General features: G+C 42.5%; 24 protein-coding genes and 1 pseudogene. 7 read left to right on the top strand and 18 right to left on the bottom strand.

Features of this window, described 5'->3' with window-relative positions; translation table 11 throughout:
* Window positions 1-135: 135 nt before the first annotated feature.
* The 6 genes from BUE08_RS10160 to clpB all read left to right on the top strand — a co-directional run bounded on the left by BUE08_RS10160 (window position 136) and on the right by clpB (window position 4,761).
* Window positions 136-366 (top strand): DUF1659 domain-containing protein, encoded by a 231-nt coding sequence (locus BUE08_RS10160; RefSeq protein ID WP_059031633.1) that lies wholly within the window; start codon window positions 136-138, stop codon window positions 364-366.
* A gap of 34 nt (window positions 367-400) precedes the next feature.
* Entirely contained in the window at window positions 401-616 is a 216-nt protein-coding gene (locus tag BUE08_RS10155; RefSeq protein ID WP_059031634.1) for a DUF2922 domain-containing protein, read from the top strand.
* A gap of 74 nt (window positions 617-690) precedes the next feature.
* Window positions 691-837 carry a YvrJ family protein gene (locus BUE08_RS10150; RefSeq protein WP_083497619.1) on the top strand — a complete coding sequence of 49 codons (147 nt, stop codon included), beginning with the start codon at window positions 691-693 and terminating at the stop codon, window positions 835-837.
* A gap of 19 nt (window positions 838-856) precedes the next feature.
* Window positions 857-1,387: a peptidoglycan recognition protein family protein gene (locus BUE08_RS10145; protein ID WP_059031635.1), complete on the top strand. Its 531-nt coding sequence runs from the start codon at window positions 857-859 to the stop codon at window positions 1,385-1,387.
* Window positions 1,388-1,473: 86 nt separating this feature from the next.
* A complete protein-coding gene (locus BUE08_RS10140) occupies window positions 1,474-2,076 on the top strand; it encodes a competence protein ComK (RefSeq protein WP_059031636.1) in 603 nt (200 codons plus the stop codon).
* A gap of 93 nt (window positions 2,077-2,169) precedes the next feature.
* On the top strand, window positions 2,170-4,761 hold the full coding sequence (gene clpB, locus BUE08_RS10135; RefSeq protein WP_286680872.1) for an ATP-dependent chaperone ClpB: 2,592 nt from the start codon (window positions 2,170-2,172) through the stop codon (window positions 4,759-4,761).
* A gap of 147 nt (window positions 4,762-4,908) precedes the next feature.
* Here clpB and mgsA read toward each other — a convergent pair whose 3' ends face one another.
* From mgsA to BUE08_RS10060, 15 genes and pseudogenes are all read right to left on the bottom strand, one after another.
* A complete protein-coding gene (gene mgsA / locus BUE08_RS10130; RefSeq protein ID WP_213950760.1) occupies window positions 4,909-5,310 on the bottom strand; it encodes a methylglyoxal synthase in 402 nt (133 codons plus the stop codon).
* Window positions 5,311-5,333: 23 nt separating this feature from the next.
* A complete protein-coding gene (locus tag BUE08_RS10125; protein ID WP_213996419.1) occupies window positions 5,334-6,161 on the bottom strand; it encodes an SDH family Clp fold serine proteinase in 828 nt (275 codons plus the stop codon).
* 110 nt (window positions 6,162-6,271) lie between these two features.
* Entirely contained in the window at window positions 6,272-7,531 is a 1,260-nt protein-coding gene (locus BUE08_RS10120; protein WP_286680871.1) for a M20 family metallopeptidase, read from the bottom strand.
* Between the two features lie 41 nt (window positions 7,532-7,572).
* A complete protein-coding gene (locus BUE08_RS10115; protein WP_213950733.1) occupies window positions 7,573-8,541 on the bottom strand; it encodes an ABC transporter ATP-binding protein in 969 nt (322 codons plus the stop codon).
* Window positions 8,534-9,544 carry an ABC transporter ATP-binding protein gene (locus BUE08_RS10110; protein ID WP_059031643.1) on the bottom strand — a complete coding sequence of 337 codons (1,011 nt, stop codon included), beginning with the start codon at window positions 9,542-9,544 and terminating at the stop codon, window positions 8,534-8,536. Before BUE08_RS10110 ends, BUE08_RS10115 begins: the two co-directional genes overlap by 8 nt.
* A 24-nt stretch (window positions 9,545-9,568) precedes the next feature.
* Window positions 9,569-10,444, bottom strand: a complete 876-nt coding sequence (locus BUE08_RS10105) for an ABC transporter permease (protein ID WP_059031644.1) — start codon at window positions 10,442-10,444, stop codon at window positions 9,569-9,571.
* 2 nt (window positions 10,445-10,446) lie between these two features.
* Entirely contained in the window at window positions 10,447-11,418 is a 972-nt protein-coding gene (locus BUE08_RS10100; protein WP_213950730.1) for an ABC transporter permease, read from the bottom strand.
* Window positions 11,419-11,448: 30 nt separating this feature from the next.
* Window positions 11,449-13,005: an ABC transporter substrate-binding protein gene (locus tag BUE08_RS10095; RefSeq protein WP_502689445.1), complete on the bottom strand. Its 1,557-nt coding sequence runs from the start codon at window positions 13,003-13,005 to the stop codon at window positions 11,449-11,451.
* A 144-nt stretch (window positions 13,006-13,149) separates the two neighbouring features.
* Complete coding sequence (locus tag BUE08_RS10090) at window positions 13,150-13,482, bottom strand: hypothetical protein (RefSeq protein ID WP_286680869.1); 333 nt, start codon at window positions 13,480-13,482, stop codon at window positions 13,150-13,152.
* Window positions 13,483-13,519: 37 nt separating this feature from the next.
* Window positions 13,520-14,890: an aspartate aminotransferase family protein gene (locus BUE08_RS10085; protein WP_286680868.1), complete on the bottom strand. Its 1,371-nt coding sequence runs from the start codon at window positions 14,888-14,890 to the stop codon at window positions 13,520-13,522.
* A gap of 71 nt (window positions 14,891-14,961) precedes the next feature.
* Window positions 14,962-15,963 carry a D-cysteine desulfhydrase family protein gene (locus tag BUE08_RS10080; protein WP_286680867.1) on the bottom strand — a complete coding sequence of 334 codons (1,002 nt, stop codon included), beginning with the start codon at window positions 15,961-15,963 and terminating at the stop codon, window positions 14,962-14,964.
* A gap of 33 nt (window positions 15,964-15,996) precedes the next feature.
* Window positions 15,997-16,302 (bottom strand): annotated as a pseudogene (locus BUE08_RS10975) (ABC transporter ATP-binding protein C-terminal domain-containing protein); the annotation flags it as partial.
* 38 nt (window positions 16,303-16,340) lie between these two features.
* A complete protein-coding gene (locus BUE08_RS10070; RefSeq protein WP_286680866.1) occupies window positions 16,341-17,501 on the bottom strand; it encodes an LL-diaminopimelate aminotransferase in 1,161 nt (386 codons plus the stop codon).
* Window positions 17,502-17,529: 28 nt separating this feature from the next.
* Window positions 17,530-18,375 carry a diaminopimelate epimerase gene (dapF, locus tag BUE08_RS10065; RefSeq protein WP_286680865.1) on the bottom strand — a complete coding sequence of 282 codons (846 nt, stop codon included), beginning with the start codon at window positions 18,373-18,375 and terminating at the stop codon, window positions 17,530-17,532.
* 361 nt (window positions 18,376-18,736) lie between these two features.
* Window positions 18,737-19,996, bottom strand: coding sequence for a sensor histidine kinase (locus BUE08_RS10060; protein WP_286680864.1), 1,260 nt, complete (start codon window positions 19,994-19,996; stop codon window positions 18,737-18,739).
* Between the two features lie 193 nt (window positions 19,997-20,189).
* On the opposite strand from BUE08_RS10060, the gene BUE08_RS10055 reads away from it, so the two are divergent.
* Window positions 20,190-21,476, top strand: coding sequence for an IS110 family RNA-guided transposase (locus BUE08_RS10055; RefSeq protein WP_286680863.1), 1,287 nt, complete (start codon window positions 20,190-20,192; stop codon window positions 21,474-21,476).
* 475 nt (window positions 21,477-21,951) lie between these two features.
* Here BUE08_RS10055 and BUE08_RS10050 read toward each other — a convergent pair whose 3' ends face one another.
* Genes BUE08_RS10050 through BUE08_RS10040 form a run of 3 tightly spaced genes read right to left on the bottom strand, consistent with a single transcriptional unit; the run spans window position 21,952 to window position 24,503 of the window.
* A complete protein-coding gene (locus BUE08_RS10050) occupies window positions 21,952-22,614 on the bottom strand; it encodes a response regulator transcription factor (protein ID WP_059031651.1) in 663 nt (220 codons plus the stop codon).
* 26 nt (window positions 22,615-22,640) lie between these two features.
* Window positions 22,641-23,822, bottom strand: a complete 1,182-nt coding sequence (locus tag BUE08_RS10045; RefSeq protein ID WP_059031652.1) for an ABC transporter permease — start codon at window positions 23,820-23,822, stop codon at window positions 22,641-22,643.
* Entirely contained in the window at window positions 23,823-24,503 is a 681-nt protein-coding gene (locus BUE08_RS10040) for an ABC transporter ATP-binding protein (RefSeq protein WP_353682119.1), read from the bottom strand.
* Window positions 24,504-24,505 lie beyond the last annotated feature (2 nt).

Genomic DNA, 24,505 nt, shown 5'->3' with positions numbered 1-24,505 from the left:
TTGCTCTATTTTTAGACGACCTGGGCCAGGTGGGCTGCCGACCTGAGCTAGGTGGGCTTTTTCCTTTTTTCTCTTTAGCCCGTATAATTAAGTCACAAACACGCCCCAGGGCGATGGCAAAAGGAGGTGACAGACATGGCGGTTATTTCAACACCACTTAATTCAAGTCTTCGCATCGTTGTAACCACAGGCAAAGACGAAAACGGCAAGTTTATTTTCAAAAACAGGTCTTTCAACAATCTAAAGACCGGCGCCGCTGACGAGGATGTGATGAGCATCGCAAGCCAACTTGCAGACATCCAAGAACATCCGGTGCACGCAATCCGCAGAACTGTGGAAAGCGAACTTACAGAAGTTACTGAGTAGAAAGATTAAAAAAATTTAGAAGGGAGGTATAAACATGGATAAAAGCCTGGAACTTATTTTCAAGAACCAAGCAGGCAAAAATGCCAGAATGTCAATGCAGGATCCTAAAGACGACCTTACGGCCGACCAGGTTCAGTCACTGATGGACAGTATCTTGGAGAAAAACATCTTTGAGACTACCGGCGGCGACTTGGTTGAAGCGGTAGGGGCCCGCCTCATCCAAAAAGAAGTTATTGACCTTATAGGTTAATTTTAAGGCTTTGGCCGGGTACGAAACAGTATCCGGCCACACCTTTATAGGCCTTTACAGGAAGGAGGATTTTTATGGATGAAATAGTAGCTCAAGTGGCAAATGTGGGTTTCCCCATTGCGATTTCCATATACCTTTTGGTTAGAGTGGAAGCTAAGATCGAAAGCCTTACCTTGAGCATATATGAGCTTGCTAAAGTAATCGAAGGGATGAAAAATTAGAGAAAGGAAGTGTTTTGATTTGGAAAGAATTTATCCAAGATTCATAGTTATACATCACACAGCAGGTTTTGACTCATCTGCCCTTACAATAGACGGATATCACAGGGCAAGAGGTTTTGGGGTAGAGGTATCATCCCCTGCCGGCTTAGTAAAAGAGTATGTAAAAAGGGGTTTTAAAAAGACGCAGGCCGGAGTTATGGTAAGTATTGGGTATCACTACCTGATAAGGGCAGCAGGCGATGTGGAAAAAGGCAGGCCGGATTTTGTGCGTGGAGCTCACTGTACAGCCCTAGGTATGAACTTTAAGTCTATCGGCATAGCCCTTACCGGCAATTTTGATTCCGTGGACAATCCAGATGGCAGGAAGGGGCACAAGGCGCCTACATCAGCACAGATATCCTCTCTTCGGGCGCTGCTGGCCCACCTTATAAAAATATATCAGATTCCCGAGTCTTGCATCCTTCGGCATAAGGATGTAAAAGGGGCTGCAACTAGGTGTCCCGGCGATAGATTTTGGCTGGGCCCCGGAAATTATGGTATTTTGACTTGACATTTGAGCCGAAGTTCACATATAATGGATTTGTTTCCTTTTACAAAATTTTTCGAACAAAAGACTTTCATAATGGAGGGAGCTAATTGGATGCAAAGGACATTATACAACGTAAGGTTGCAGCATTGCTGCCGATTTATGACAGAGGAAACGTTACAATATTTATTGCCGGAGATGGTGAAAAAATAGTAATCAGAAAGACCTGCAAAACAGTTTTAAAAACCCTTGCCCACTGCCGTAACGTAGACCTTGTGGCAGCAAGAAAAAATTGTGGTAAAGTATTAAACAAAAAACTTCAGGTTCCAATTCCTCTAACGCCAAAAACACTGCTGATACCGGTAAAATTTAGGGAAAAACCCCTGGGTAAAAACGATGGAGCACTGGGGTATCTGAATTTTTTCCAAATTAAAGAGGTAAATGAAGCAAAAAACAGAAAATGTATAGTAAGCTTTTACAATGGCGTAAAACTCAAAGTACCGATTACCTGTGAAACAATGAAAGAATACCTAAAGAACGCCAGAATTGTGGAAAGAATTTTTTTAAAACGCGATATTCCAGAGCGCGACAGTGTGATGACGTCTAAGGAAAGGCCGGCCGAAATTATTTATGAGTGTATATGCACTGAAACAAGAAATGCAGTAGAGGAATTTTTAAACGAAACTTTTGCAGGAATTCCACCTTTTCGGTGAAAAGACTTGGTCAGAGAAAATTATTGACTTTCTCTGACCTTTGTAGTAGAATGATTGTAGTAATATTTAGAAGAAAGGACGGTGGCGGTTATTATGGATCTTAGTAAATACACCCAAAAGTCGCAAGAGGCTATAATGGATGCTCAAAATCTTGCAGTAGAGCATCATCACCAAGAGCTAAACTCAAAGCATTTGCTTTATGCCCTTGTATTTCAGAAAGACGGAATTGTCCCTAAGATTATAGAAAAAGCCGGCGCCAATATAAATCAAGTAAAATCACTTGCCGAGGACCTTATAAAGAAAATACCGGTGGTTCACGGCTACGACGGCCCGCTGACCATGAGCACTAATCTTGCAAGAGTGTTCGTGCGGGCAGAAAAAGAAGCGCAGAATATGAAAGACGAGTATGTAAGCGTGGAGCACTTGCTGCTAGCGCTGCTGGAAGAAGGAGATGCTGATGTAAAAGACGCCCTTCGAAAGGCAGGACTTGACAGGGTAAATATACTTTCGGGCTTGAAAAAGGTTCGGGGCGGTCAGCAGGTTACAAGCGAAAATCCGGAGGCTACTTACAATGCCCTGGAAAAATACGGTAGAGACCTTACACAGCTTGCTCAGGAAGGCAAACTGGATCCGGTTATAGGAAGAGATGACGAGATAAGACGGGTTATCGAAATACTGTCCCGGCGCACCAAGAACAATCCTGTTCTCATAGGCGAAGCCGGTGTAGGTAAGACCGCTATTGTAGAAGGGCTTGCCCGGCGAATTGTGGCAGGCGACGTGCCGGAAGGCCTTAAAGACAAAAAGATAATCGCACTGGATATGGGCTCCCTTATTGCAGGCGCAAAATACAGAGGAGAATTTGAAGAAAGACTAAAGGCGGTATTAAAAGAAGTCCAAGATTCAAACGGTCAGATAATACTGTTTATAGATGAGCTGCACACAGTGGTTGGGGCAGGAGCTGCCGAAGGTGCCCTGGATGCGGGAAATATCTTAAAGCCGCTGCTGGCTCGAGGCCAGCTGAGAGTTATCGGTGCAACCACTATTGACGAATACAGAAAGTATATCGAAAAAGACGCAGCATTAGAGCGCAGGTTCCAGCCTGTTATGGTTAATCCTCCCTCTGTGGAAGAGACCATATCAATACTCCGCGGCCTTAAAGAAAGATATGAGGTATATCATGGCGTTAGAATAAAAGACAGCGCCATAGTAGCTGCCGCAGTGCTTTCCGACAGATATATAACCGACAGGTTCCTGCCGGATAAAGCCATAGACTTGATAGATGAAGCTGCCGCAAGACTGCGCACAGAAATAGACAGCATGCCGGTGGAGCTTGACGAAATAAAGAGGAAAATCATCCAACTTCAAATAGAAGAAGCGGCTCTTAAAAAGGAAAAAGACGAGGCATCTTTAAAGAGACTTGAAAAAATACAGGAAGAGATGCAGGAACTTCAGAAAGAGTTTGACAGATTAACCGAAATCTGGCAAAAAGAAAAAGAAGAAATCGAAAGAATTCACAAGATAAAATCAGAAATCGAGAAAGTAAAACTGGAAATCGAGAAAGCCGAGCGAGAGTACGATTTAAATAAAGTCGCAGAATTGAAATTCGGCAAATTAAACGAACTGGAAAGACAGCTTAGAGCCGAAGAAGAAGCTATAAAGGAAAGAAGAGAAAAAGGCGGAGGCCTTTTGAAAGAAGAAGTAGATGAAGAAGAAATAGCAAGAGTTGTAAGCCAGTGGACGGGGATTCCGGTGGATAAACTTCTGCAGGGTGAAAAGGAGAAACTTCTGCATCTGGAAGAAATTCTGCACCGCAGGGTTGTAGGGCAGGATGAGGCTGTTAAAGCTGTTGCAGATGCTATTATCCGTGCAAGAGCCGGTATAAAGGATCCGAGACGGCCTATAGGAAGCTTCATATTCTTAGGCCCCACAGGCGTGGGCAAGACCGAACTTGCAAAAGCACTGGCAGAAGCCTTGTTCGATGATGAGCGAAATATTATCAGAATCGATATGTCCGAGTATATGGAAAAGCACTCAGTCTCAAGGCTTATCGGCGCTCCTCCGGGATATGTAGGCTACGAGGAAGGCGGACAGCTTACCGAAGCAGTTCGCACCCATCCGTATTCAGTAATACTTTTTGATGAAATAGAAAAAGCCCACAGCGATGTGTTCAACGTGCTGCTGCAAATCCTCGACGACGGAAGGCTTACCGACGGTAAAGGCCGGACAGTTGATTTTAGAAACACAGTGCTTATAATGACATCTAACATCGGCAGTCAGGAAATCCTCGAATTCCAGGCTTCCGGTAACAAGAACTTTGCAGAAATAAAAGAAAAGGTTATGGGTCTCTTGAGACTCTACTTCAAGCCTGAATTCATAAACCGTGTTGATGAGATAATAGTGTTCCATCCGCTAGAACCGGAGCATGTAGAAAAGATATCAGAACTTTTGCTCAGCAATTTTGCAAAACAAGTAAAAGAAACGGCAGGCATCGAACTTACCTGGTCAGATAAAACCATAAAATACTTGGCCAAGAAAGGCTTCGATCCGCTGTATGGCGCACGGCCTCTAAAGAGACTGATTCAGCAAGAAATCGAGACACCGCTCAGCCGCAAGATAATCGCCGGAGTAAAACCCGGAGAAGTTGTAAATGTAGACGAGATCTTAAACCTTGGAGTAAAGGTATAATACGCATAGAACACACAGAACACAGAGACTAGCTAACTCAGTCAACAGCAGAACAGAACACAGAGGGACGGTTCTTTTGTGTTGTCTGACAACACAAAAGAACCGTCCCTCTGTGTTCTCCCTCCTTCTCCCTCTCTTGTCCTCTTCTCATGTGGGGTTAACCACTTTCCTCCAGTCCAGATCTCCTCTCATGAGGCCTTTTATAAGAATTTCTGCGGTGGCAATGTTTGTTGCGAGGGGCACGTTGTGAACATCGCATACTCTCATAAGTGCATTTATATCAGGTTCGTGGGGCTGAGCGGTTAAGGGGTCTCTTAAAAAGATTACCATGTCAATCTTTTCACTTGCTACCATGCCGCCTATCTGCTGATCTCCGCCTAACGGCCCTGACTGGACGCGATTTACTTGTAAGCCCGTGGCTTCCATTATCTTCTTGCCTGTGGTTCCGGTTGCAAAAAGGGTGTGGTCGTTTAGAATGTCTTGATAAGCTATTGCAAACTCGATCATTCTCTCTTTTTTTGCATCATGTGCTATAAGAGCTATATTCATTTGCAAACCTCCGTTTTTTGTATTCAGTGCGGCCGTCTGGGTTGTGATCTGCGTTCGGTTGAACCATATTCAACTGAAGGCGTGTACTGGGTCGGCTGCGGGAATAGGTTCATTAGCTCAAATACTTCTTGCGGCATATCTGTGCTGACATTTAATCCTAAGCCCTTTGCCACATCTACATTAATAGGAAAATCATGAGTCCAAATACCCTGTGTCAAAATATCTGCAAGACTTTCTTTTTCGTCCATAGGGTGCTCGTCCGGAAGCAGGTTGATAATGCTGTTTCTCAGCTGGTTTATTGCTTTTCGTGCAACATCTGCCATTATAATTGTTTCATCGCTTATATTTGCTATTGGTTTTTGTTTCAGCACGCTTACAATAGAAGGTGCCGGATACTGCCCCAATTGAGGATCCACCGGTCCTAACATAGCATTTTTACCCATCACTATTTCGTCTGCCGCAAGAGCGATAAGAGTTCCTCCTGACATCGCATAGTGCGGCACATATACTGTAACCTTTCCCTTGTGAAGCTTTAAGGCTCTGGCTATCTGAAGGGCCGCCAGTGCTACTCCGCCGGGAGTGTGTAAAATCATATCTATCGGGGTATTATCATCAGTTGCCTGAATAGCTCGGATTACCCTTTCGGAATCATTTATGTCGATGTAGCGCATTACGGGGAAACCCAGAATACTCATGGTTTCTTGTCTGTGGATAAGAGTAATAACCCTTGACTTGTTTTTCTCCTCAAGGCGCGCTATAAGCCTTTGGCGGGACATTCTCAGTGCTGCTTGAGTCAGCATAGGCTGCAGCGCTGAAATTATAAAAAACAACATCAGTATATCTAAAAACATATTTTCAGCCCCTTTCTTTTCTGTCTTGGAAATATTCTTGCTTTAATTATAACAGATATAAAGGTGCTGAGCAAAATAAATATTCAAACATATTTGGGGCTTTTCGCTTTTCATAGGTTCAAATAATCTATTATGCTTCCTACATAAACCTTAGCCGCATTTATCACATCTTTTACATCTACTGTCTCGTTGTATGCGTGAATGCCTTCTGTGTTTGCAGGGCCAAACTGCAGGGTGGGTATGCCTTTTAGTCTGTAGTACCTAGCATCGCTGGACGCCCACTGATATGTGCGGGTAACCTTTGTGCCTAATATTTTTTCGGCGTTTTGGGCTACAATCTCCACTATTTCGCTTCTTGCATCTGTGTAGTTGGCTTCGGCCTTCCAGTCGCATTCATAGGTTATGCCGGAAAGTGAATGTTTTTCTATCGCTTCTTTTATTTTGTCTTCTACTATAGAGGCTTTTATTCCCACAGGTAGTCTTAAGTCTACCTGGGCTTCTGCATAATCAGGGACCATATTTGCCTTTATTCCTCCGGAAATCTTGCCTAAGTTTACGGTAATATGGTCTATTATGTTTTCAACTCCGGCAATCTTAAGTTCTTCTCTTGCTATAGCCTTGGATTCTGCTATTACATCGGCGATTTCAGGGGGATAATCGGCCTCTACTTGGCGAAGTGTTTTTAGTTCGTCACAGATTTTAATTATTTTTTCTATGGCGTTATCGCCTGCATACGGTGCAAGGCTTCCATGGGCCGACTTGCCTTTGGCTTTTAGTGTCACCCATACGCTCCCTTTCTGACCTATCTCGATGTTATTGTAGCCGGAGGGTTCTGCCACAATACAGGCATCGCCGGTTACTACATCATTATCAAGGAGCCACTTTGTCCCCATCTTGCCGCTTACTTCTTCGTCGGGAACTACGGTAAGGACCGCACTGCCTTTAAGGTCGATATTGTTTTCTTGAATAAGAGTCATCGCAAACAGCAGGCCGCCCAATCCCGCTTTCATGTCTGAGGCTCCTCTTCCCAGTATCTTCCCGTCCGCAACTTTTCCGGAAAACGGGTCGAAATCCCATTTATCAAGGTCTCCCACCGGCACTACGTCAGAGTGGCCGTTAAGAAGAAGGGTTCTGCCCTCTTTTTTTCCGATTTCTGCAATGATGTTGGGGGTTTCCGGTGAGGGCTTTACAATTTTAAATTCTATATTATTCTTTTCCAGATAAGAAGTGATAAAATTCGTAATCTCTTCCATATGCCCCGGGGGATTTTCGCTGTTTATTGATATCAAATCCGAGCACAGCTTTATAAGTTCGTCTTCTCGAGCATCAATCTGTTTCCATAAGTCTGTCTTTATCTGCGAAATGTCCATTGAAATATTCTCCTTTGATAATTGAAATTGCTTTCTTTTCACTAATACAAGTGGCAGGAAACTTGCTGGCCGTCTCCAATTTGCTTTAGAGATGGTTCTTCTTTGGAACATTTTTCCATAGCATAGGGGCATCTGGTGTGGAATTTGCACCCTGTCGGCGGTTTTAACGGGCTTGGCACATCGCCTTCCAAAATCATTTTTTCTTTTTCCTCCAAAGGACTTTCCGGCGGTATCGCCGAAAACAGAGCCTTTGTATAGGGGTGCATTGGATTTTTGTAAATATCGTCAGATTTGCCTGTTTCTACGATTTTTCCTAAGTACATAATTGCAAGTTTGTCACTTAAGTATTTTACCACACTTAAATCGTGAGATATGAAAATATATGCAAGACCCAGCTCTTCCTGAAGCCGTTTTAAAAGATTTATAACCTGGGCTTGAATAGATACATCCAGTGCTGATACAGGCTCGTCGCATATGACTATTTCAGGATTGAGAGCAATGGCTCTGGCTATGTTTATCCTCTGCCTTTGGCCGCCGGAAAATTCATGGGGATAGCGGTTGGCATGGTAGTAGTCAAGACCTACCATCTTTAAAAGTTCCTTAACCCGCTGTTCCTGCTGAGCCCTTGTTCCCACATTGTGGATTATTAAAGGCTCCTGAATGATATAGCCTGCGGTTTTTTTCGGATCCAGGGAGGAATAAGGGTCTTGGAATACCATCTGCATGTTTTTGCGAAGTTTTTTCATTTCAGATTCGTTAAAGTTTGCAGTATCCCGCCCTTTAAATTTTATGGAGCCTGCCGTAGGCCTTTCCAAATTCATTAAAAGCTTTGCCACAGTAGATTTGCCGCATCCGGATTCGCCGATTATGCCGAGAGTCTTTCCTTTTTCTACATTAAAAGATACGCCGTCCACAGCCTTTAAATAAACGGGCGCTGCTCCAAAAATGCCTGTTTCGACAGGATAGTATTTTTTTAAATCTTTTACTTCGAGTATGATGTTGTCATCCATTGCGCACAACACTCCTTCGGGAAAGGCGGTGGCTTTCATCTTGAAAATGGCAGCTAACTTTGTGGCCTTTTTCGATTTCTTTTAGCACCGGAGTTTCATCAAAGCATATTTGCTGTCTGTAAGGGCAGCGGGGTGCAAAACTGCAGCCCTTGCCTACAAGACGAAGGTCAGGAGGGCTTCCTTCTATAGCATTTAGCGGCGTTTCTTTGCTGTAGCTAAGTTTCGGCATAGAATCCAGAAGGCCCCATGTGTAGGGGTGCAGCGGATTTTCGTAAAGGGTCTTGGTGTCTGTATGCTCAACAGCATTTCCTGCATACATTACCATAACATCATGACATATCTCCCATACCACACCCAGATTGTGAGTTATTAATATGATGGACATATCAAGCCGTTTTTGCAGGTCCTTTAAAAGCTCAAGAACCTGAGCCTGAACTGTCACATCCAGGGCGGTAGTAGGCTCATCAGCAATGAGCAGGCTGGGGTTGCAAGCTATAGCCATTGCTATCATGGCTCTTTGCCGCATCCCGCCGGAAAATTCATGGGGATAGCTTTTAAGCCTAAGCTCCGCATCAGGCACGCCTACAAGTTCTAATGTTTCGGCGGCCTTTTTTTGTGCTGCTTTTTTATCTAATTTTTGGTGGAGTATAATACTCTCCATTATTTGCTCGCCAATAGTAAATACCGGATTTAAAGCCGTCATTGGGTCCTGAAAAATCATGGAAATTTCATTTCCGCGGATTTTAAGCATTTCCCGTTCGTTAAGCTTAAGTAAGTCCTTGTCCTTGAAGATAATTTTTCCGGAAATAATTTTTCCGGGAGCTGGAACAAGCTTCATTATAGTGGAAACGGTAACGCTTTTGCCTGAACCGGATTCCCCTACGATTCCCAGGGTCTTGCCCCGATCTACGCTAAAGCTAACGCCATTGACTGACTTTACAATTCCGGTGGGTGTATAAAAATATACTTTTAAATCTTCGGCTTCTAATAATTGCTGCGTCATATAAATCACCACCTAGTTGAAAGTTTATTTCATCTTTGGATCAAAGGCATCTCTGATACCGTCTCCAAACAGATTAAATCCAAGAACTGCAAGTAATATGGCAAGGCCGGAATATGTGGCTATGTGGGGAGATGTAAGCAAGTAGTCCCTGCCTGACCTTAATATATTGCCCCAAGAAGCCGTAGGCGGCTGAATCCCCAGTCCTAAAAAACTTAAGGTTGCTTCTGAAATAATGGAACCTGCCAGGTTCATCGTGGCATAGACGATGACCGGTGACAAAATGTTAGGAATTATGTGGTTAAAAATCAGGTGAAAGTCCGAGGCTCCCAAGGATTTTACCGCCTGACAGTATTCCTCACCTTTTACCACAAGCACTTGTCCTCTTGCTATTCTGGCATATCCGGGAACATTCGCAATACCTATTGCGATGATAACGTTTTCCAGGCCTTGGCCTAGGACAGTCATCAAAACGATGGAAAGGAGAACGAAGGGGAATGCGAACATGCCGTCCATAAATCTCATGATGACAGTGTCTAATATTCCTTCCTTATAGCCTGCAATTATTCCTAATATTATTCCAATGGTGCCGCCTACCAAAGTCGCACCGGCAGCAACCAGAATTGATATTCTCGAGCCATATATTATTCTGCTGAGCAGGTCTCTGCCAAACTCGTCGGTTCCAAGGATATGGCCGGGGGTTCCGGGTTTTAAAAATGTTTTACTAATATCCATGGCGTTGGGATCATAAGGTGCAAGCAGCGGAGCAAATATAGCCATGCACACAGCTGCAATAACTATGACCATTCCTATAACGGCGGTCTTGTTGCGCTTGAGTCTGGCCCAAGGGCTGTTGGCTTTGCGTTCCAGCTGCATCAGCTTATTTTCATCAATCATTTCCATATCTAAGCGCCACCCCCGCGTTCTGAAGTTTTGGTATAGCGGATTCTGGGATTTACTACTGCATAGAGGATGTCTACGATAAGATTTGTGATAACATAAATCAGCGCTATAAAAAGCACGCTCCCCTGAACAAGACCGTAGTCCCGCTTTTCAATGGCATCTACTACCATTTTCCCCATGCCGGGCCAGCTGAATATGGTCTCTGTAAGAATGGCTCCGGACAAAAGCGATGCAAGCTCTATACCAACAACGGTGATTATAGGAGGCAGGGCGTTTTTAAAGGCATGCTTCCATATTACCACAGACTCGCGAAGGCCCTTTGCCCTAGCTGTCTTAATATAGTCCTGCCTGATTATATCTAGCATGCTGGAGCGGGTTATCCTGGCAAACATAGCCGCCGGAATCGTGGCAAGACACACTGAGGGCAGTATCAAGTGCTTTATAACGTCCATTATCCCCTTGCTCATGCTTCCCATTCCTGTAGAAGGCAGCCATCCCAGGTTGACACTGAAAGTAAGAACCATCATAAGGCCGAGCCAAAATATAGGCATTGAAACGCCAATAAGCGCAAGTACCATCGTTACATAATCAAAAATAGAATACTGCTTTGTGGCGGAAATAACACCAATAGGGATGCCCACCAGCAGCGCAAGTATCATACTTGCCGCAGCCAGTATAACCGTATTCGGGAACCTTTCCAAAATAAGCAGCGTTACAGGCTCATTGTAGTAAAAAGATGTGCCAAAATTTCCGTGCAAAATATCGTTCATATATATCAAAAATTGTTTGGGAATGCTTTCATTTAAACCCAGCTTCACCCTCATCTTCTCTACAGCTTCCACACTAGCTTGAGGACCCAGCATCACCGATGCCGGGTCCCCCGGAATTATCCTTGTGACAAAAAATGTGATTAAAGCTACGACGAAAAGGGTGGGCAGGATTTCTACCAATCGTTTTAAAATGTATTTAAGCAATTCTTGTACCTCCCACCGAAAAACTATTGCTTATTTTTGCTTCCAAACGTTAATTTCACTCGTTACAAGATTTATCTGGTTGTCAGGTGAAACTACAAAACCCTGCACGTTCTTGTTAAGACCATAAATGACTTTTTCATGGGCATAATCTATTTGAGGAAGTTCTTCAACTATTAATTTTAGGGCTTTTTTGTAAAGAGCTGCCCGCTCGTTTATATCCACTGTTGTTGTAACAGCGTCGTCTAGGAGTTTGTCAACTTCAGGATTGTTAAAGCCCTGACCGTTGCCTAAAGAGCCTATCTGGCTGCTGTGGAACATCTGGTTCAGGAAGAAGTAAGGATCCGGATACCATGTCCAAGACATGCCGTAAAGGGGTGCCTTGCCCTTTGATGCGATATCGCTGAATGTACCCCACTCAGATACCTGAATCTTCATATCGATATTTAAGTTTTGCTTTAAGTAGTTCTGCATGATTGTACTCATTTTCATTCTTGCAGGTTTGTTGCCTACATGAATCTCGGTTTCAAAACCATTGGGATAGCCTGCTTCCGTAAGAAGCTGTTTTGCCTTTTCAGGATTATAGGCCGGTATCAAGGATTCTAAGGAAGGATCGTATCCCCATGATCCGGGAGGCAGCGGCAGGTAACCTCTCTGGGCTTCGCCCCATGTATATATGCCTTTTACCATTTCGTCAATATCAACAGCGCTTATAATGGCTTCCCTAACTCTTCTGTCTGCTGTAGGTCCCTGCATCATATTCATGTAAACATAGGAAACCACGAGACCCGGTACTTCTTCCAGGACCAAATCATCGCTCTGTTTTATGACATTGATGCTTTCGCCTACAAGATCTGTGGCTACATCTATTTCTCCGGTTCTAAGAGCGTTTGCCATCATGTTGATATCGCTTATGAACTTGAATACTACGCCGTCAAGATGGGGTTTTTGTCCCCAATACTTTTCATTTCTCTCTAAAACTACGCTGTCATCTTTTATAAAGTCTACAAGCTTGAAGGGACCTGTTCCTACAAGATGAAGTCCGAACTGGTCTCCCCAGCCTTCCACTTCTTCTTTCGGCACAATGGTATTTCCGGCATCAGTCAGTGCTGTCAAAAATGCCGCATTAGGAGCCTTTAGAACTGCTTTGATTTCAGTATCAGACACTACATCCACATGGTCTAACATGCTTAGCCTGTTCATTGCAGATTCCTTTGCTGAGCGCTCCAGGCTGTATTTGACATCTTCTGCTGTCATTTTTCTGCCGTCTTGGTATTTGCCTTTTTGGAAGTAAACATCATCTCTTAATTTAAACGTATATGTTTTCATGTCATCCGACACAGACCATTCAGTGGCAATGGCCGGTATTATATTCTGCAGGGATTTATCATATTTTACTAAAGTATCACATACATTTATTATTACGTTACCTTCATAAACTCCTGTATAGTCTATGGGGTCAAGGTTTTTAGGAGTCGCAGAAAGAGCTATGGTTAAAGTGCCGCCATCTTTCTCATCAGCTGCTCCGCCTGTCGCTTCACTTGTTTCAGGTTTTGACTCTTTTGTGCCTGTGCCGCAGCCGGCAACCATTGTAATGCAAATAAATAGAGCAATTAGTATGCAGATTATTCTTTTTAGATTATGAGCTTTCAAATTTTTCCCCTCCTAATTTTACATAGTCAAAAAGCTTTTACCTAATATCTCTCTTTTGAAATCGTGAAATCTTAAAATCCCCTACCGCCGCTTCACCACCTCCTTGCAAAATTGAAAATCTTTAAGATATTTTCTATTCTCATTCATTGCAGAATTTACAGCTTCTTCTTGGAAACTCCTGACAAGTTTGATTGCAAACCATTCTGCAGGTCCGGTGATTACATCGTGAAATGCTTCAGTGGTACATGCCGGCACCATGGAAACTGCAATAAATGTACCTTTCATATCCAAACTATTATGTAGTGGCATTACTTCATAAAGCAATCGATCATATATAAATCGATAGGTTTCAGTCTCCTTATTATAACATAATGGTACTTTACTGCAAATATCGAAATGTGAAAACGATTCCAAAATGCAAAAGCCTCCATATTCTGGAGGCGGTTTTTAGTTATTTTTTTCGAATGACTCTTTTTACGGTGCTTAATGTGAGTTTAAAGAGGCCGCTATTTTTTGAAAATATGTCTTCAAGGGAGTTCAGCATGTAGTCGATGTCTTCTTTTTCGATAATAAGAGGCGGTTCAAGCCTTATGACATTAGGGTTGTTTAAAGTGTATGCTGTGATTATGCGGTGGGTGTTAAGAAGCTCTCCGGCCACCATGGAACCTGTATACTCTTTGTAAAATCTGTTGACAGCGCCTCCCGTAAGCTTACTTAAAATCCCTTTCTCGGGTGTTTCAAATTCAATACCTGCCATCAGCCCTCTTCCTCTTACATCCTTTATTATGCCGTAGCGGTCTTTTAGGGTTTTAAGTCCCTCCAGCATATATTCTCCCACTTCTTTTGCGTGCTCAGGCAGGTTTTTCTCGATTATTGCGTTGATAGATGCTATTCCTGCAGCGCAGGCCATGGTATTGCCGCCAAAAGTCGATGTATGCAGGAGGCATTTTTCCATGCCGCCAAAGGCTTTTTCCCATACTTCCTCTGTGGTAATAAAGGCTCCTATAGGAACTACTCCTCCTCCCAATGATTTTGCAACTGTCATAATATCAGGCGAAACCCCTTCTCTTTCACAGGCAAACATGGTCCCCGTCCTGCCAAAGCCTGTCTGTATCTCATCGGCTATCAGAAGCACGCCGTATTTGTCGCAAAGCACCTTTACATCCTTCAAATAACCTTCGGGAGGCACGATAATTCCGCCTTCTCCCTGTATAGGCTCTACTATAAATGCTGCTATGTCTTTTTGCTTTAGTTTTTCTTCCAGGGCATTCGCATCACCGTATGGCACTGTTTGAAAACCGGGAACCAACGGTAAAAAGGGCTCCTGATATTTCTTTCTGCCTGTTGCGGAAAGCGCTCCATAGGTCTTGCCGTGAAAAGACCCTTCGCAGGATATGATGCCGGTTTTACCGCTTGCAGCCCTTGCGGCTTTCAGTGCGCCTTCAACAGCTTCCGCACCGCTGTTGCAGAAAAAGCTGTGTTTTAAACCTTTAGGAACAACTTGAGCAAGATTGTGGCCCAAAACCGCCGCAAAAGTGCTTAAGGAAGCTTGAAGAAGATTCGGTCTTTCCTTTACTTTTCCAAGCGCTTCGTATATTTCAGCAGGATTATGCCCTAAGTTCAATGCGCCATAGGCTCCTAAAAAATCTATATATTTGTTGCCGTCACTGTCATAAACATAGCATCCTTCAGCTTTGACAAAGTTTTTATCGAAATTTATAAGGCTGAGCATCGATGCAAGGCCCGGATTTACATATTCTGAGTATAGTTTTCGTATATCATTTCGCGATAGTTTCTCCACATCTTCGATTTTGTACAACATGCGCCACACCTCTTTTTTTATTCTATTGAAATTATATATGAGTTGGCATGGCATGTCAAAATATGTTTTTATTAGTCGCTGTTTTCTACCAGCATATCAAATAAGGCAGGAGTTCCGCCGGTGTGAATAAAAATAATATTTGACCCTTTTTCAAAAAATCCTTTTTTAACCAAATCTATAAGGCCGGCCATAGCCTTGCCTGAATATACCGGATCTAATATTATTCCTTCAGTTTCAGCTGTGAATTTTATTGCCTCTACCCCTTGCCGGCTGGGCTTGCCGTATCCGCTTTCACCTATATATTCGTCAAAGACGGTTATGTCGTCAGGCAAAATTTCCAGGTCGGCTCCCAATAAAGATATAGAGTCTTGGGCAATTCTTGAAATGTCTTGCTTAAACACGCTTTTTTCTGAGTCAACGCTTATGCCAACAACTTTAGCATCCCTTTTCGCAAGGCGCACTCCTACTTCAAGTCCCGCCGATGTTCCTCCGGATCCCACCGCATTTACTATATAATCTATTCTTAAGTTTTGGCTGTCGGCCTGATTAAAAAGTTCTAAGGCGCAATCCACATATCCGCATGCTCCAAGGCCGACAGAGCCGCCAACAGGAATAAAATAAGGCTTTTTGCCTTTAGCTCTCAACTCATCCATTAGCTTATCAGCCTCTATGCCTATTTCATTATAACTTGACACATCAAAAAACCGCATATCGGCATTCATCAGCTTCTCTAAGAGCAAGTTGCCTTGGAATTGAGCAGGTTTTTTGCCTTTTAGCATTAAAATTACATCAAGGCCAAGTTTTCTGCAGGCGGCACAAGTCATTCGGGTATGGTTGGACTGAATGCTGCCTGTGGTTATTATTACATCAGCCTCTTTTTTTAGGGCATCGGCCAACAAAAATTCCAGCTTGCGGCCTTTGTTTCCCCCTATAGCAAGACCGGTGTTGTCGTCTCTTTTAAAATAAATATTCACGTCTCCCAGTTTTTTCGAAAGATTAGATGCCGGATCTAAATCCGTAGGCAATTGGCAAAGTTTAACGCGAGGTAAGTTTAAGCCTGTCATGTATTTCATCTTCTCCTTTTATATAATAGTAGTTCTTTCTAATTATATAGCTTTATGCTTTACACCCAAATACGCTTCTTGTACTGCAGGGTTTGATAAAAGTTCCTTTCCGGTGCCGGAAAGCACTATTCTTCCTGTCTCTAAGACATATGCATAATCTGCTATTTCCAAAGCCTTTTTAGCGTTTTGTTCAGCTAAAAGGATAGTCGTTCCTTGTTCTTTAACCTGCAGTATTGTCTTAAAAACCTCGCTTGTGTAAAGAGGCGAAAGGCCTAGGGAAGGTTCGTCTAAAAGGAGAATTTTTGGTTCGTTTCTAAGTCCTGTTGATAAAATATTTGAATTGTTCCCTTATATCACATCCCTTCACCTGGGCAGTTAGACAGATATTAAAACTTAAGCTTTCTCATTCTGGATAATGCTTCATCTATTCTGTCATCCGGTGTAGTAAGGGAAATCCTGAAAAATCCCTCCCCATATTCTCCATAAGCATTACCCGGAATCACTACTACGGCAGCCTTATCTACTAAATACTCTGCGAATGAGGCGGAAGTATACCCTTTAGGCACGCTCGCCCAAATATAAAAGGTTCCCTGGGGTAATTCAACGTCAAAGCCCATATCTTTTAAAGCTTTGAATACAAAGTTCCTTCTTTTTGTAAGTATGCGTCGGAATTCCTCCACGCTGTCTTGAGGTCCTGAGAGTGCCTCAACTGCGGCGCTTTGGATCGCTGTAAACTGCCCGGAATCTACATTAGTCTTTATTCTTCCCAATGCTTTGATTATGTCGTTGTTTCCTACGGCATACCCGATTCTCCAGCCTGTCATTCTGTAAGGCTTTGATAAAGAGCCCAGCTCGATAGCTACTTCTTTTGCTCCTTTTGCAGAAAGAATGCTTGGCGCTTTATAATCTTCGTAGATTATGTCTGCATATGCGCTGTCATGGCATATGACAATATCGTATTTCTTGGCAAATTCTATAGCTTCTTCAAAAAATTCTTTGTTGGCTACTGCCGATGTTGGATTATTTGGATAGCATAAAAACATTATTGTAGCTTTTTCGGCAATATCTTTATCAACTTTAGTAAAATCAGGCAAAAATTTATTTTCTTTAAGTAATGGCATCGTATATGGAATGCCGCCGGCAAAAAGCGTGGCTGTTTTGTATACCGGATATGCGGGATCCGGAATTAGAGCATAGTCATCTTCATCTATAAAGGCATAAGCAGTATTTACAATACCTTCTTTTGAACCAATAAGAGCCATTACCTCAGTATCAGGGTCAAGTTCTACTTCAAATCTTTTAGAATAATAGCGCGCTACGGCACACCGAAACTCATAAGAACCTTCATAGGCAGGATAACGATGGTAGGCAGGATTATGAATTTCTCTTTCCATAGCCTTTATTATATTTTCAGGAGTAGGTATATCCGGATCGCCAATTGCTAAAGTTATCACATCAATTCCTTTTTTTGTCAAATCTGCAACTTTTTTATCAATCTCGGCCGAAATATATGGCGGAACTTTTTTAATTCTTTCTGATATCTTCATCTTTGTTCCTCCTATTTTACTATGTCATTTAGCAAATTTTTTCAAGCTCTAAGCGTCCCTCGAAAACCTCCCGGGCAGGTCCCGTCATATACACTCTTTTATCATCTGTAAGTTCAATAAATAAGTCACCTCCGGGCAAAGTAACTTTTACTTGTTTTCCCGTAAAACCTTTTTCAAAGGCGGCAGCAGCAACTGCGCATGCCCCCGTGCCGCAAGCCATGGTAATGCCGCATCCTCTTTCCCATACACGCATTTTCAAATGGTCTTTTGAAATTACCTGAACAAACTCTACATTCGTCTTTAGCGGAAAAAGCGGATAGTTTTCTATCTTCGGGCCCCATTTTTCCAATGGAACCTTTTCAACATCATCCGTAAATATTACGCAGTGGGGATTGCCCATATCAACACCTGTTGCTTCAAATAAATTTTCATCTATTTTAATCTCAAGATTCTTTGCCTCTTTATCCGGCTCTCCTTCTACCGGAATGTCTTGATTTATAAAACTATAAGTTCCTATATCAACTTTAATAGCAGTAACAATATCATCCTTCATAATTATTTCCGGCCTTTGTATACCGGCTATAGTTTCAACCGTCATGTTTTTCTTGGCTACAATTCCTTTTTTATAGACAAAACTTGCAAAACATCTAACACCATTCCCGCACATAGGAGCTTCGCTGCCATCACTGTTTATGATCCTCATTTTTATATCTGCCGCATCTGACGGCAGCACCAGTAGTATGCCATCTGCGCCGACTCCAAAATGTCTGTCGCAAATTTTTTTGGCGTTTTTTATTATTGTCGGTATATCTTCCTCCAGGCCTTTTACAACTAAAAAGTCATTGCCTAATCCATGCATTTTTGTAAAATTCAAAATGTAGCCCTCCTTCTAAATATAATAATTTACAGCAATAATAATGCCAATCCTTTGATTGCCAAAATTTGCTTAAATCTGGGGTCTTTCCTGGATTGCTATAAAAATAAAAGTTCGGTTTTTCGGAATATGTTTATTAAATTTATTAACATATCCGGCAGTAAATCTTACTTTGCCGGGATTTCCGAAAAACCGAACTATGGTTCAGATATACGAACTAATTTTGTTTTTTATGAAAGAAATTATAAAATCATCTCACTTACCACGCATAATTATATTCTTTTATAGTAACTTACTCAAGAACCTTGGAGTATTTCTTAAAAAATTTTTCAGGTAAAAGAAAAAGAGGATTTTATCCTCTTTACATTTCAATATAAAACGAGACTCCTTCTTCTTCGTTTTTGGCATATATATTGCCGCCGTGAAGGGTTATTATACGCTGAACTATGGCAAGTCCCAAACCTGTTCTGCCTCTCGAACCTTTGTTGTATTTTTGAAAAAGGGCATCCATGATTTCAGGTTCGATATTGGGACCATCGTTGTAAATATGAAGAAGGAAGGAATTTTCGCCTTTAGGCTCCAGCTCTATGTCGATTCTGCTTTTGGCGTGGCGAATTTGGTTGTCAAGAAGATTTTCCAGGGCAACGCGCCACTGCTCTTTGTCAGCTTTTGTTTTGACGGGGGTAAGTTTTATCGACCAATCCAAGGCCTTTCGGTGCCAGCGGAGCCTTTCAACTACTTCTTTTATAAGTTCATCCAGCTGGAAGGTTTCTAGTGTCTGCTTATGTGTGGTAAGATAGTCAAGCTTTGTAAGGTACAGCAGGTTTTGAATAAGTTTTTGAAGTCTGTTGGCTTCCTCCTCGATAACCTCTAGTGTTCGGTTAAGGTCGCCCTTTGGAAATATACCGTCTTTTATGGCCTGTATATAGCTTTGAATCACCATAACGGGAGTCTTAAGCTCATGGGATATATTCTGCAGCAAAGACTGCTGGGCTTCATCTTGGAAAATCAGCTGCTGTCGGAGTTTTTCAACAGAATTCCCTAAACGGCCTATCTCGTCCTTTCGCTCAAGTTTTATCGGTTCCTGCCAGTCTCGATTTGCTAGCCTTTCCACACGTTTTTCCAAGATAACCAATGGTTTCGTAAGATACCTTGCCAGTGCCAGTGACGGCAGCCAGCTTAGGATGAACGCAAAACCCATTATAGCTGCAAGTTTCTTAAAAAGGGTTTTCACAAGATCTTCTCTATAAGTATCCCACATATATGATACAAGATAAACATCCCGGCCCATGAGTTTGCCTCTTGTGATTACATAAAATATTCTTCTATTGTTTATCTGGCCGCTGTATTGGCAGCTTTCCTCGGTTTGGCTTTTGGCTTCATTAATTATTTGTTCCAGTATTTCTCTTGGCGGAAGTATCAGAAGATGCTTTACAGCGCCTTCCGGAATCTCGGAAGGTTCTATAGGATTTGATATTCCCGGAGACATTATGGTATAGTTTTCCTTCAGTACTATAAAATGATTGACCGTACGTATATCGTCTTGAGGCGGCCGGTTTAGTATTCTGCTGGACTCCCACTCTTCCTTTGTCGTCTCGTCGGAAAAGCGCTCAAGGACCATGCCCTGCGCGCTTTCAATAGTTGCGTAGACTTCATTGGTGAAAAATTCCCTAAGGGTTGCAGGAAGCAAAATACACAGAAGGAGCATTCCTGTAATGAAATAAAGTAACTTTTGAAAAAAGAAGAGCCTTGAAGTAAAATTTGAAATGTGAGTTGCAAAACCACAAATCAAATTTTACAGGAGGCCCTTCAACATGAAGTATACACAAAACTACAAAATATCGCAAGTAACAGAAACCACATTAATCATTGGAGTCGACATTGCAAAGAAAAAACATTACGCCCGAGCCTTTGATTGGAGAGGCATGGAATATGGTAAATTAATAAGCTTCAGAACAGACAAAAGAGGATTTAAACAATTCCAGGAATGGGCAAAAAAGACCGCCATAGAGGCAGGAAAAGACAACATCATAGTTGGCATGGAACCTACAGGCCATTACTGGTTCACCTTTGCCTCTGAAATAAGCAATAACAACATGAAGATGGTCCAAGTTAACCCATACCATGTCAAAAAAACAAAAGAACTGGATGACAACACACCCAGCAAAAATGACCGAAAAGACCCCAAAACAATAGCAATGCTTGTAAAAGACGGAAGATACCTGATACCATACTTCCCTAAAGGCATATATGCTGAAATACGGAAAGCATATGAAATAAGAGAAACCCAGCTGCAAAAAATATGGGCAATAAAAAACAAAATACAAAGATGGCTAGACATATACTTTCCAGAATTTGCACAAGTCTTTAAAAACTGGGAAGGAAAAACAGCGCTGATAACCCTGGAAAAATTCCCAACACCAAAACAGATACTAGAACTTGGAGCAGAAAACATACTTTTAGTCTGGAGAGAGCAAGTCAAACGCGGTGTAGGGATAAAAAGAGCACAAACGCTCTTAAAAGCAGCGGAAGAATCAGTAGGTATACAAGAAGGCCTTGAAATGGCAACATACGAATTACAATATATCCTCAAAGAATATAAAGCAGAGCTAAAAGCAAAGCAAGCTACGGAAGCAAAAATAAAAACAATAGCAAACCTAATACCTGGAATAAACAAGATACTAAAAATAAAAGGTATAGGGATAATCACAGCAGCAGGATTTATAGCAGAAGTAGGGGACCTAACCCGCTTCAGCCATCCAAAGCAAATAATAAAACTAGCGGGATTAAATCTACGAGAAAACAGCTCGGGAGAGCATAAAGGGCAAACTACAATCAGCAAACGCGGCAGAAAACGATTAAGAGCCTTGCTATTTAGAGCAATGCTCCCATTAATAGCAAAAAACGAAGAATTCAAGCAGCTTCACAAATACTATACCACTAGGGCGGTAAACCCCTTAAAAAAGATGCAATCAATTACAGCCTTATGTGGAAAACTCATAAGAATACTTTATACCATCATAACGAAAGACATAGAATATGATCCAAATAAAATGCTTCAAGATATTCACAGGCCTGAAGTTATGACTCAAGCATCATAAGAAGGATATTAAAAAAGGCTTTCAGCAAATGCAATATAAATCATAATATCCAATTCTCTATTAGAATTGAACCTTGATAACAGTGAGCCGGATGAGTCAGCAGGAATTTTAACCGTTAGGGCATGACCCAGCAAAGGAGCTTGGCTGACGTCCACCTCATGGGAAGGCTGAACGAAGGAATTTAGGCTACGAGCCAGTGAGACATGGGAGGTTTCGCCCCCTGAGAGTAAGTGGATTCCCTAGTGCCATAATATGGAAGATGAACGCGTCTTTATTTCAGCTACCGCATACCTTCCATATATCAACAGAAATGTTATATTCAGCCATATTCCCTTATGAGCGCTCGCTGATACCCTGGTGAAATTCTAAGAATGAGTGAGAAATATCAAGAAAATAAAAGATTATAGAAGGAGAGTTATGCAAAGGGTGATTATCGCAAATACAAGCCAAATTTGCAGGGAAAGGGGAAGATTTTTCATGACTTCACCAGCCTATAACCGTATCCGTAAATTGTCTCTATATTAAGGTAGGGAAGTTTTTTCCGAAGCCGCCTTATTAAATCATCTACCACTCTGTCTGAGCCGAAGTAGTCAGTGCCCCATACTGCCGCAAGTATCTGCTCCCTGGATAGGGCTATTCCCTGGTTTTTTATAAAATACAGTGTTATGTCGAACTCCTTTGATGTCAGATCTACTGTCTCATCGTTTGTTTTGACGGTTCTGCTTGCCTCATTTATTGTATAAGGGGGAACATTGTAAATCTGAAGGCCGGGGCTGTAAATCCGCTCCAGCAAATTCCTGCACCTTATAACGAGCTCTCTGGGGAGAAAAGGCTTTGCCAGATAATCATCGCTGCCCAGCTCAAGGCCTACCACTCTGTCGATATCCGCATCTCTTGCAGAAATGAAGATGATGGGGGTGGCAGGGGAAGCCTTTTTTATTTCCTGAAGGAGATGATAACCGTCTATATCAGGCAGCATTATATCCAGTATCCATAAATCAGGAGGATCCTTTATGGCATCCTCAGCCTCGCTGCCGGTTAGGAATGAAGAAACCTGCCAACCTTCCTTTTCAAGATATGAAGTGAGCACTAAATTTAAGTTTTTGTCGTCTTCCACTAAATATATGCGGTAAGACATAAATTTTTCACCTCTCCCAGCCGGATTTATTCATAGCGCAGGGCTTCAATCGGCTTTAAGCTGCTTGCCTTATTGGCAGGATAAAGTCCAAAGAAGATACCCACCAGCATCGAAAAGCCAAAGGCAATGGCCGTCACCGAATACGTGGTTTTTGCCGTTATTCCTATAACTTGCGCTATACCTCGGCTCATTAAAATTCCGACGATTATGCCTATTACTCCGCCGATGCCGCTGAGCACTAAGGATTCTATGAGAAATTGGCTCAATATGTCCCGCTTTCTAGCGCCAAGAGCTTTTCTTATTCCTATTTCTCTTGTGCGCTCAGTTACAGACACCAGCATTATGTTCATAATACCTATGCCGCCAACCAGCAGTGATATCGCCGCAATGCCGCCCAACATCATGGTAAGCGTTGAAGTGGTTTCGTTTAGCGTATCCAGCATTTCAGTCTGGCTGAAAATCCGATAAGCTTGGAAATCACTATTGGTATCTGTCTTAAATATCCTGGAAAGTTTTACAGATATTTCTTGAGTGGCAAGGTCTACGGTATCTTCTGACGCTGCCTGCATATATATTGTCCTTACGCCTCGGTTTTGCAGGAGCCTTTCAGCTGTAGTAACAGGGATGTATATGTCTTCATCATTGGAGCCCATCATGGAGCTGGAGGATTCAAGGATGCCTACTACTTTAAAAATCTGTCCGTTAATCTTTATTTCTTGTCCTACAGGGCTTACCAGGCCGAAAATATCCTCAGCTATCCCCGGGCCCAAGATAGCAATCTTCTGGCGCATGTAAACATCGGCGGATGTTATAAATCTGCCTTCTGCCAGTTTGTAGTTTCGTATGCCCAAAAACTCTTCATTTGTCCCCTGAATCTGGGCGGTAGTATTTTTATTGCCGTGCTTTACGGTTGCGCTGCCGTTCATAATCGGTGCTACTGCGCTGATATAAGGACTTTCTCCAAATTCCATCGCTTCTTCATAACTTAAAGTGGTATTTGCTCCTCTGCCCGTTATATTTACAGTAAGTAAATTGGAACCTAGGCTTTGAATCTGCTCAGTTACTTGGGAGGTGGCGCCTTGGCCTATAGATACCAGCGCAATTACCGAAGTTACGCCTATGATTATGCCCAGCATTGTCAAAAAGGAGCGCAGCTTGTTGTCAAGAATGCCCCGCATTGCTATTTTTATGGTCTGCAGTATATCCATTTAACCTGCCACCTTTACATCTTCTATTATTTTGCCGTCCTGAATATGGACATTTCTTTGAGCCTGCTTTGCGATGTTTATGTCGTGGGTTATAAGGATGACGGTTTTTCCGCTTTTGTTAAGTTCCTTTAGTATCTGCATAATCTCAGTGCCGGACTTTGTGTCCAAGTTGCCTGTAGGCTCGTCTGCAAGGATTACGGGAGGATCTGTAGATAAGGCTCTTGCTATGGCAACTCTTTGCTGCTGGCCTCCGGAAAGCTCCTTGGGTTTATGATGTATTCTATCGCCCAAGCCCACCATTTCCAGCATTTTGACAGCCCGTTCCCTTCTTGCAGGGCCTTTTTTGCCTGCATAAGTCAGGGGCACTTCTACGTTCTCCACTGCATCCAGCTTAGGCAGCAGGTTGAAGCTTTGAAATACAAAACCTATGTGCTTGTTCCGTATAACCGCAAGCTGGTCATCGCTGAGCTTTGACATATCCTTGCCCTCAAAAAGATAACTGCCTTCGGTGGGAGTGTCCAGGCATCCGAGAATGTTCATTAATGTAGATTTTCCCGAGCCTGACGGCCCCACTATTGCTATAAATTCGCCTTGTTCTATCCCAAGTGTTATGCCATCTAATGCATGCACTTCAGTGTCTCCCAGTTTATATATCTTATAGATATCCTCAAGTTGTATCAGCA

The sequence above is a fragment of the Tepidanaerobacter sp. EBM-49 genome (genome assembly GCF_001896645.1).
Classification (GTDB): Bacteria; Bacillota; Thermosediminibacteria; order Thermosediminibacterales; family Tepidanaerobacteraceae; genus Tepidanaerobacter; species Tepidanaerobacter syntrophicus.
This window is presented reverse-complemented; position numbering and strand designations above follow the sequence as displayed.

Bases quoted from the DNA above. Each gene is read 5' to 3' on its own strand.
- BUE08_RS10160 (WP_059031633.1), top strand. From the start codon at position 136: ATGGCGGTTATTTCAACACCACTTAATTCAAGTCTTCGCATCGTTGTA.
- BUE08_RS10155 (WP_059031634.1), top strand. From the start codon at position 401: ATGGATAAAAGCCTGGAACTTATTTTCAAGAACCAAGCAGGCAAAAAT.
- BUE08_RS10150 (WP_083497619.1), top strand. From the start codon at position 691: ATGGATGAAATAGTAGCTCAAGTGGCAAATGTGGGTTTCCCCATTGCG.
- clpB (WP_286680872.1), top strand. From the start codon at position 2,170: ATGGATCTTAGTAAATACACCCAAAAGTCGCAAGAGGCTATAATGGAT.
- mgsA (WP_213950760.1), bottom strand. From the start codon at position 5,310: ATGAATATAGCTCTTATAGCACATGATGCAAAAAAAGAGAGAATGATC.
- BUE08_RS10125 (WP_213996419.1), bottom strand. From the start codon at position 6,161: ATGTTTTTAGATATACTGATGTTGTTTTTTATAATTTCAGCGCTGCAG.
- BUE08_RS10120 (WP_286680871.1), bottom strand. From the start codon at position 7,531: ATGGACATTTCGCAGATAAAGACAGACTTATGGAAACAGATTGATGCT.
- BUE08_RS10115 (WP_213950733.1), bottom strand. From the start codon at position 8,541: ATGGATGACAACATCATACTCGAAGTAAAAGATTTAAAAAAATACTAT.
- BUE08_RS10110 (WP_059031643.1), bottom strand. From the start codon at position 9,544: ATGACGCAGCAATTATTAGAAGCCGAAGATTTAAAAGTATATTTTTAT.
- BUE08_RS10105 (WP_059031644.1), bottom strand. From the start codon at position 10,444: ATGGAAATGATTGATGAAAATAAGCTGATGCAGCTGGAACGCAAAGCC.
- BUE08_RS10095 (WP_502689445.1), bottom strand. From the start codon at position 13,005: ATGGTTGCCGGCTGCGGCACAGGCACAAAAGAGTCAAAACCTGAAACA.
- BUE08_RS10085 (WP_286680868.1), bottom strand. From the start codon at position 14,890: ATGTTGTACAAAATCGAAGATGTGGAGAAACTATCGCGAAATGATATA.
- BUE08_RS10080 (WP_286680867.1), bottom strand. From the start codon at position 15,963: ATGAAATACATGACAGGCTTAAACTTACCTCGCGTTAAACTTTGCCAA.
- BUE08_RS10070 (WP_286680866.1), bottom strand. From the start codon at position 17,501: ATGAAGATATCAGAAAGAATTAAAAAAGTTCCGCCATATATTTCGGCC.
- BUE08_RS10060 (WP_286680864.1), bottom strand. From the start codon at position 19,996: ATGGTCCTTGAGCGCTTTTCCGACGAGACGACAAAGGAAGAGTGGGAG.
- BUE08_RS10055 (WP_286680863.1), top strand. From the start codon at position 20,190: ATGAAGTATACACAAAACTACAAAATATCGCAAGTAACAGAAACCACA.
- BUE08_RS10050 (WP_059031651.1), bottom strand. From the start codon at position 22,614: ATGTCTTACCGCATATATTTAGTGGAAGACGACAAAAACTTAAATTTA.
- BUE08_RS10045 (WP_059031652.1), bottom strand. From the start codon at position 23,822: ATGGATATACTGCAGACCATAAAAATAGCAATGCGGGGCATTCTTGAC.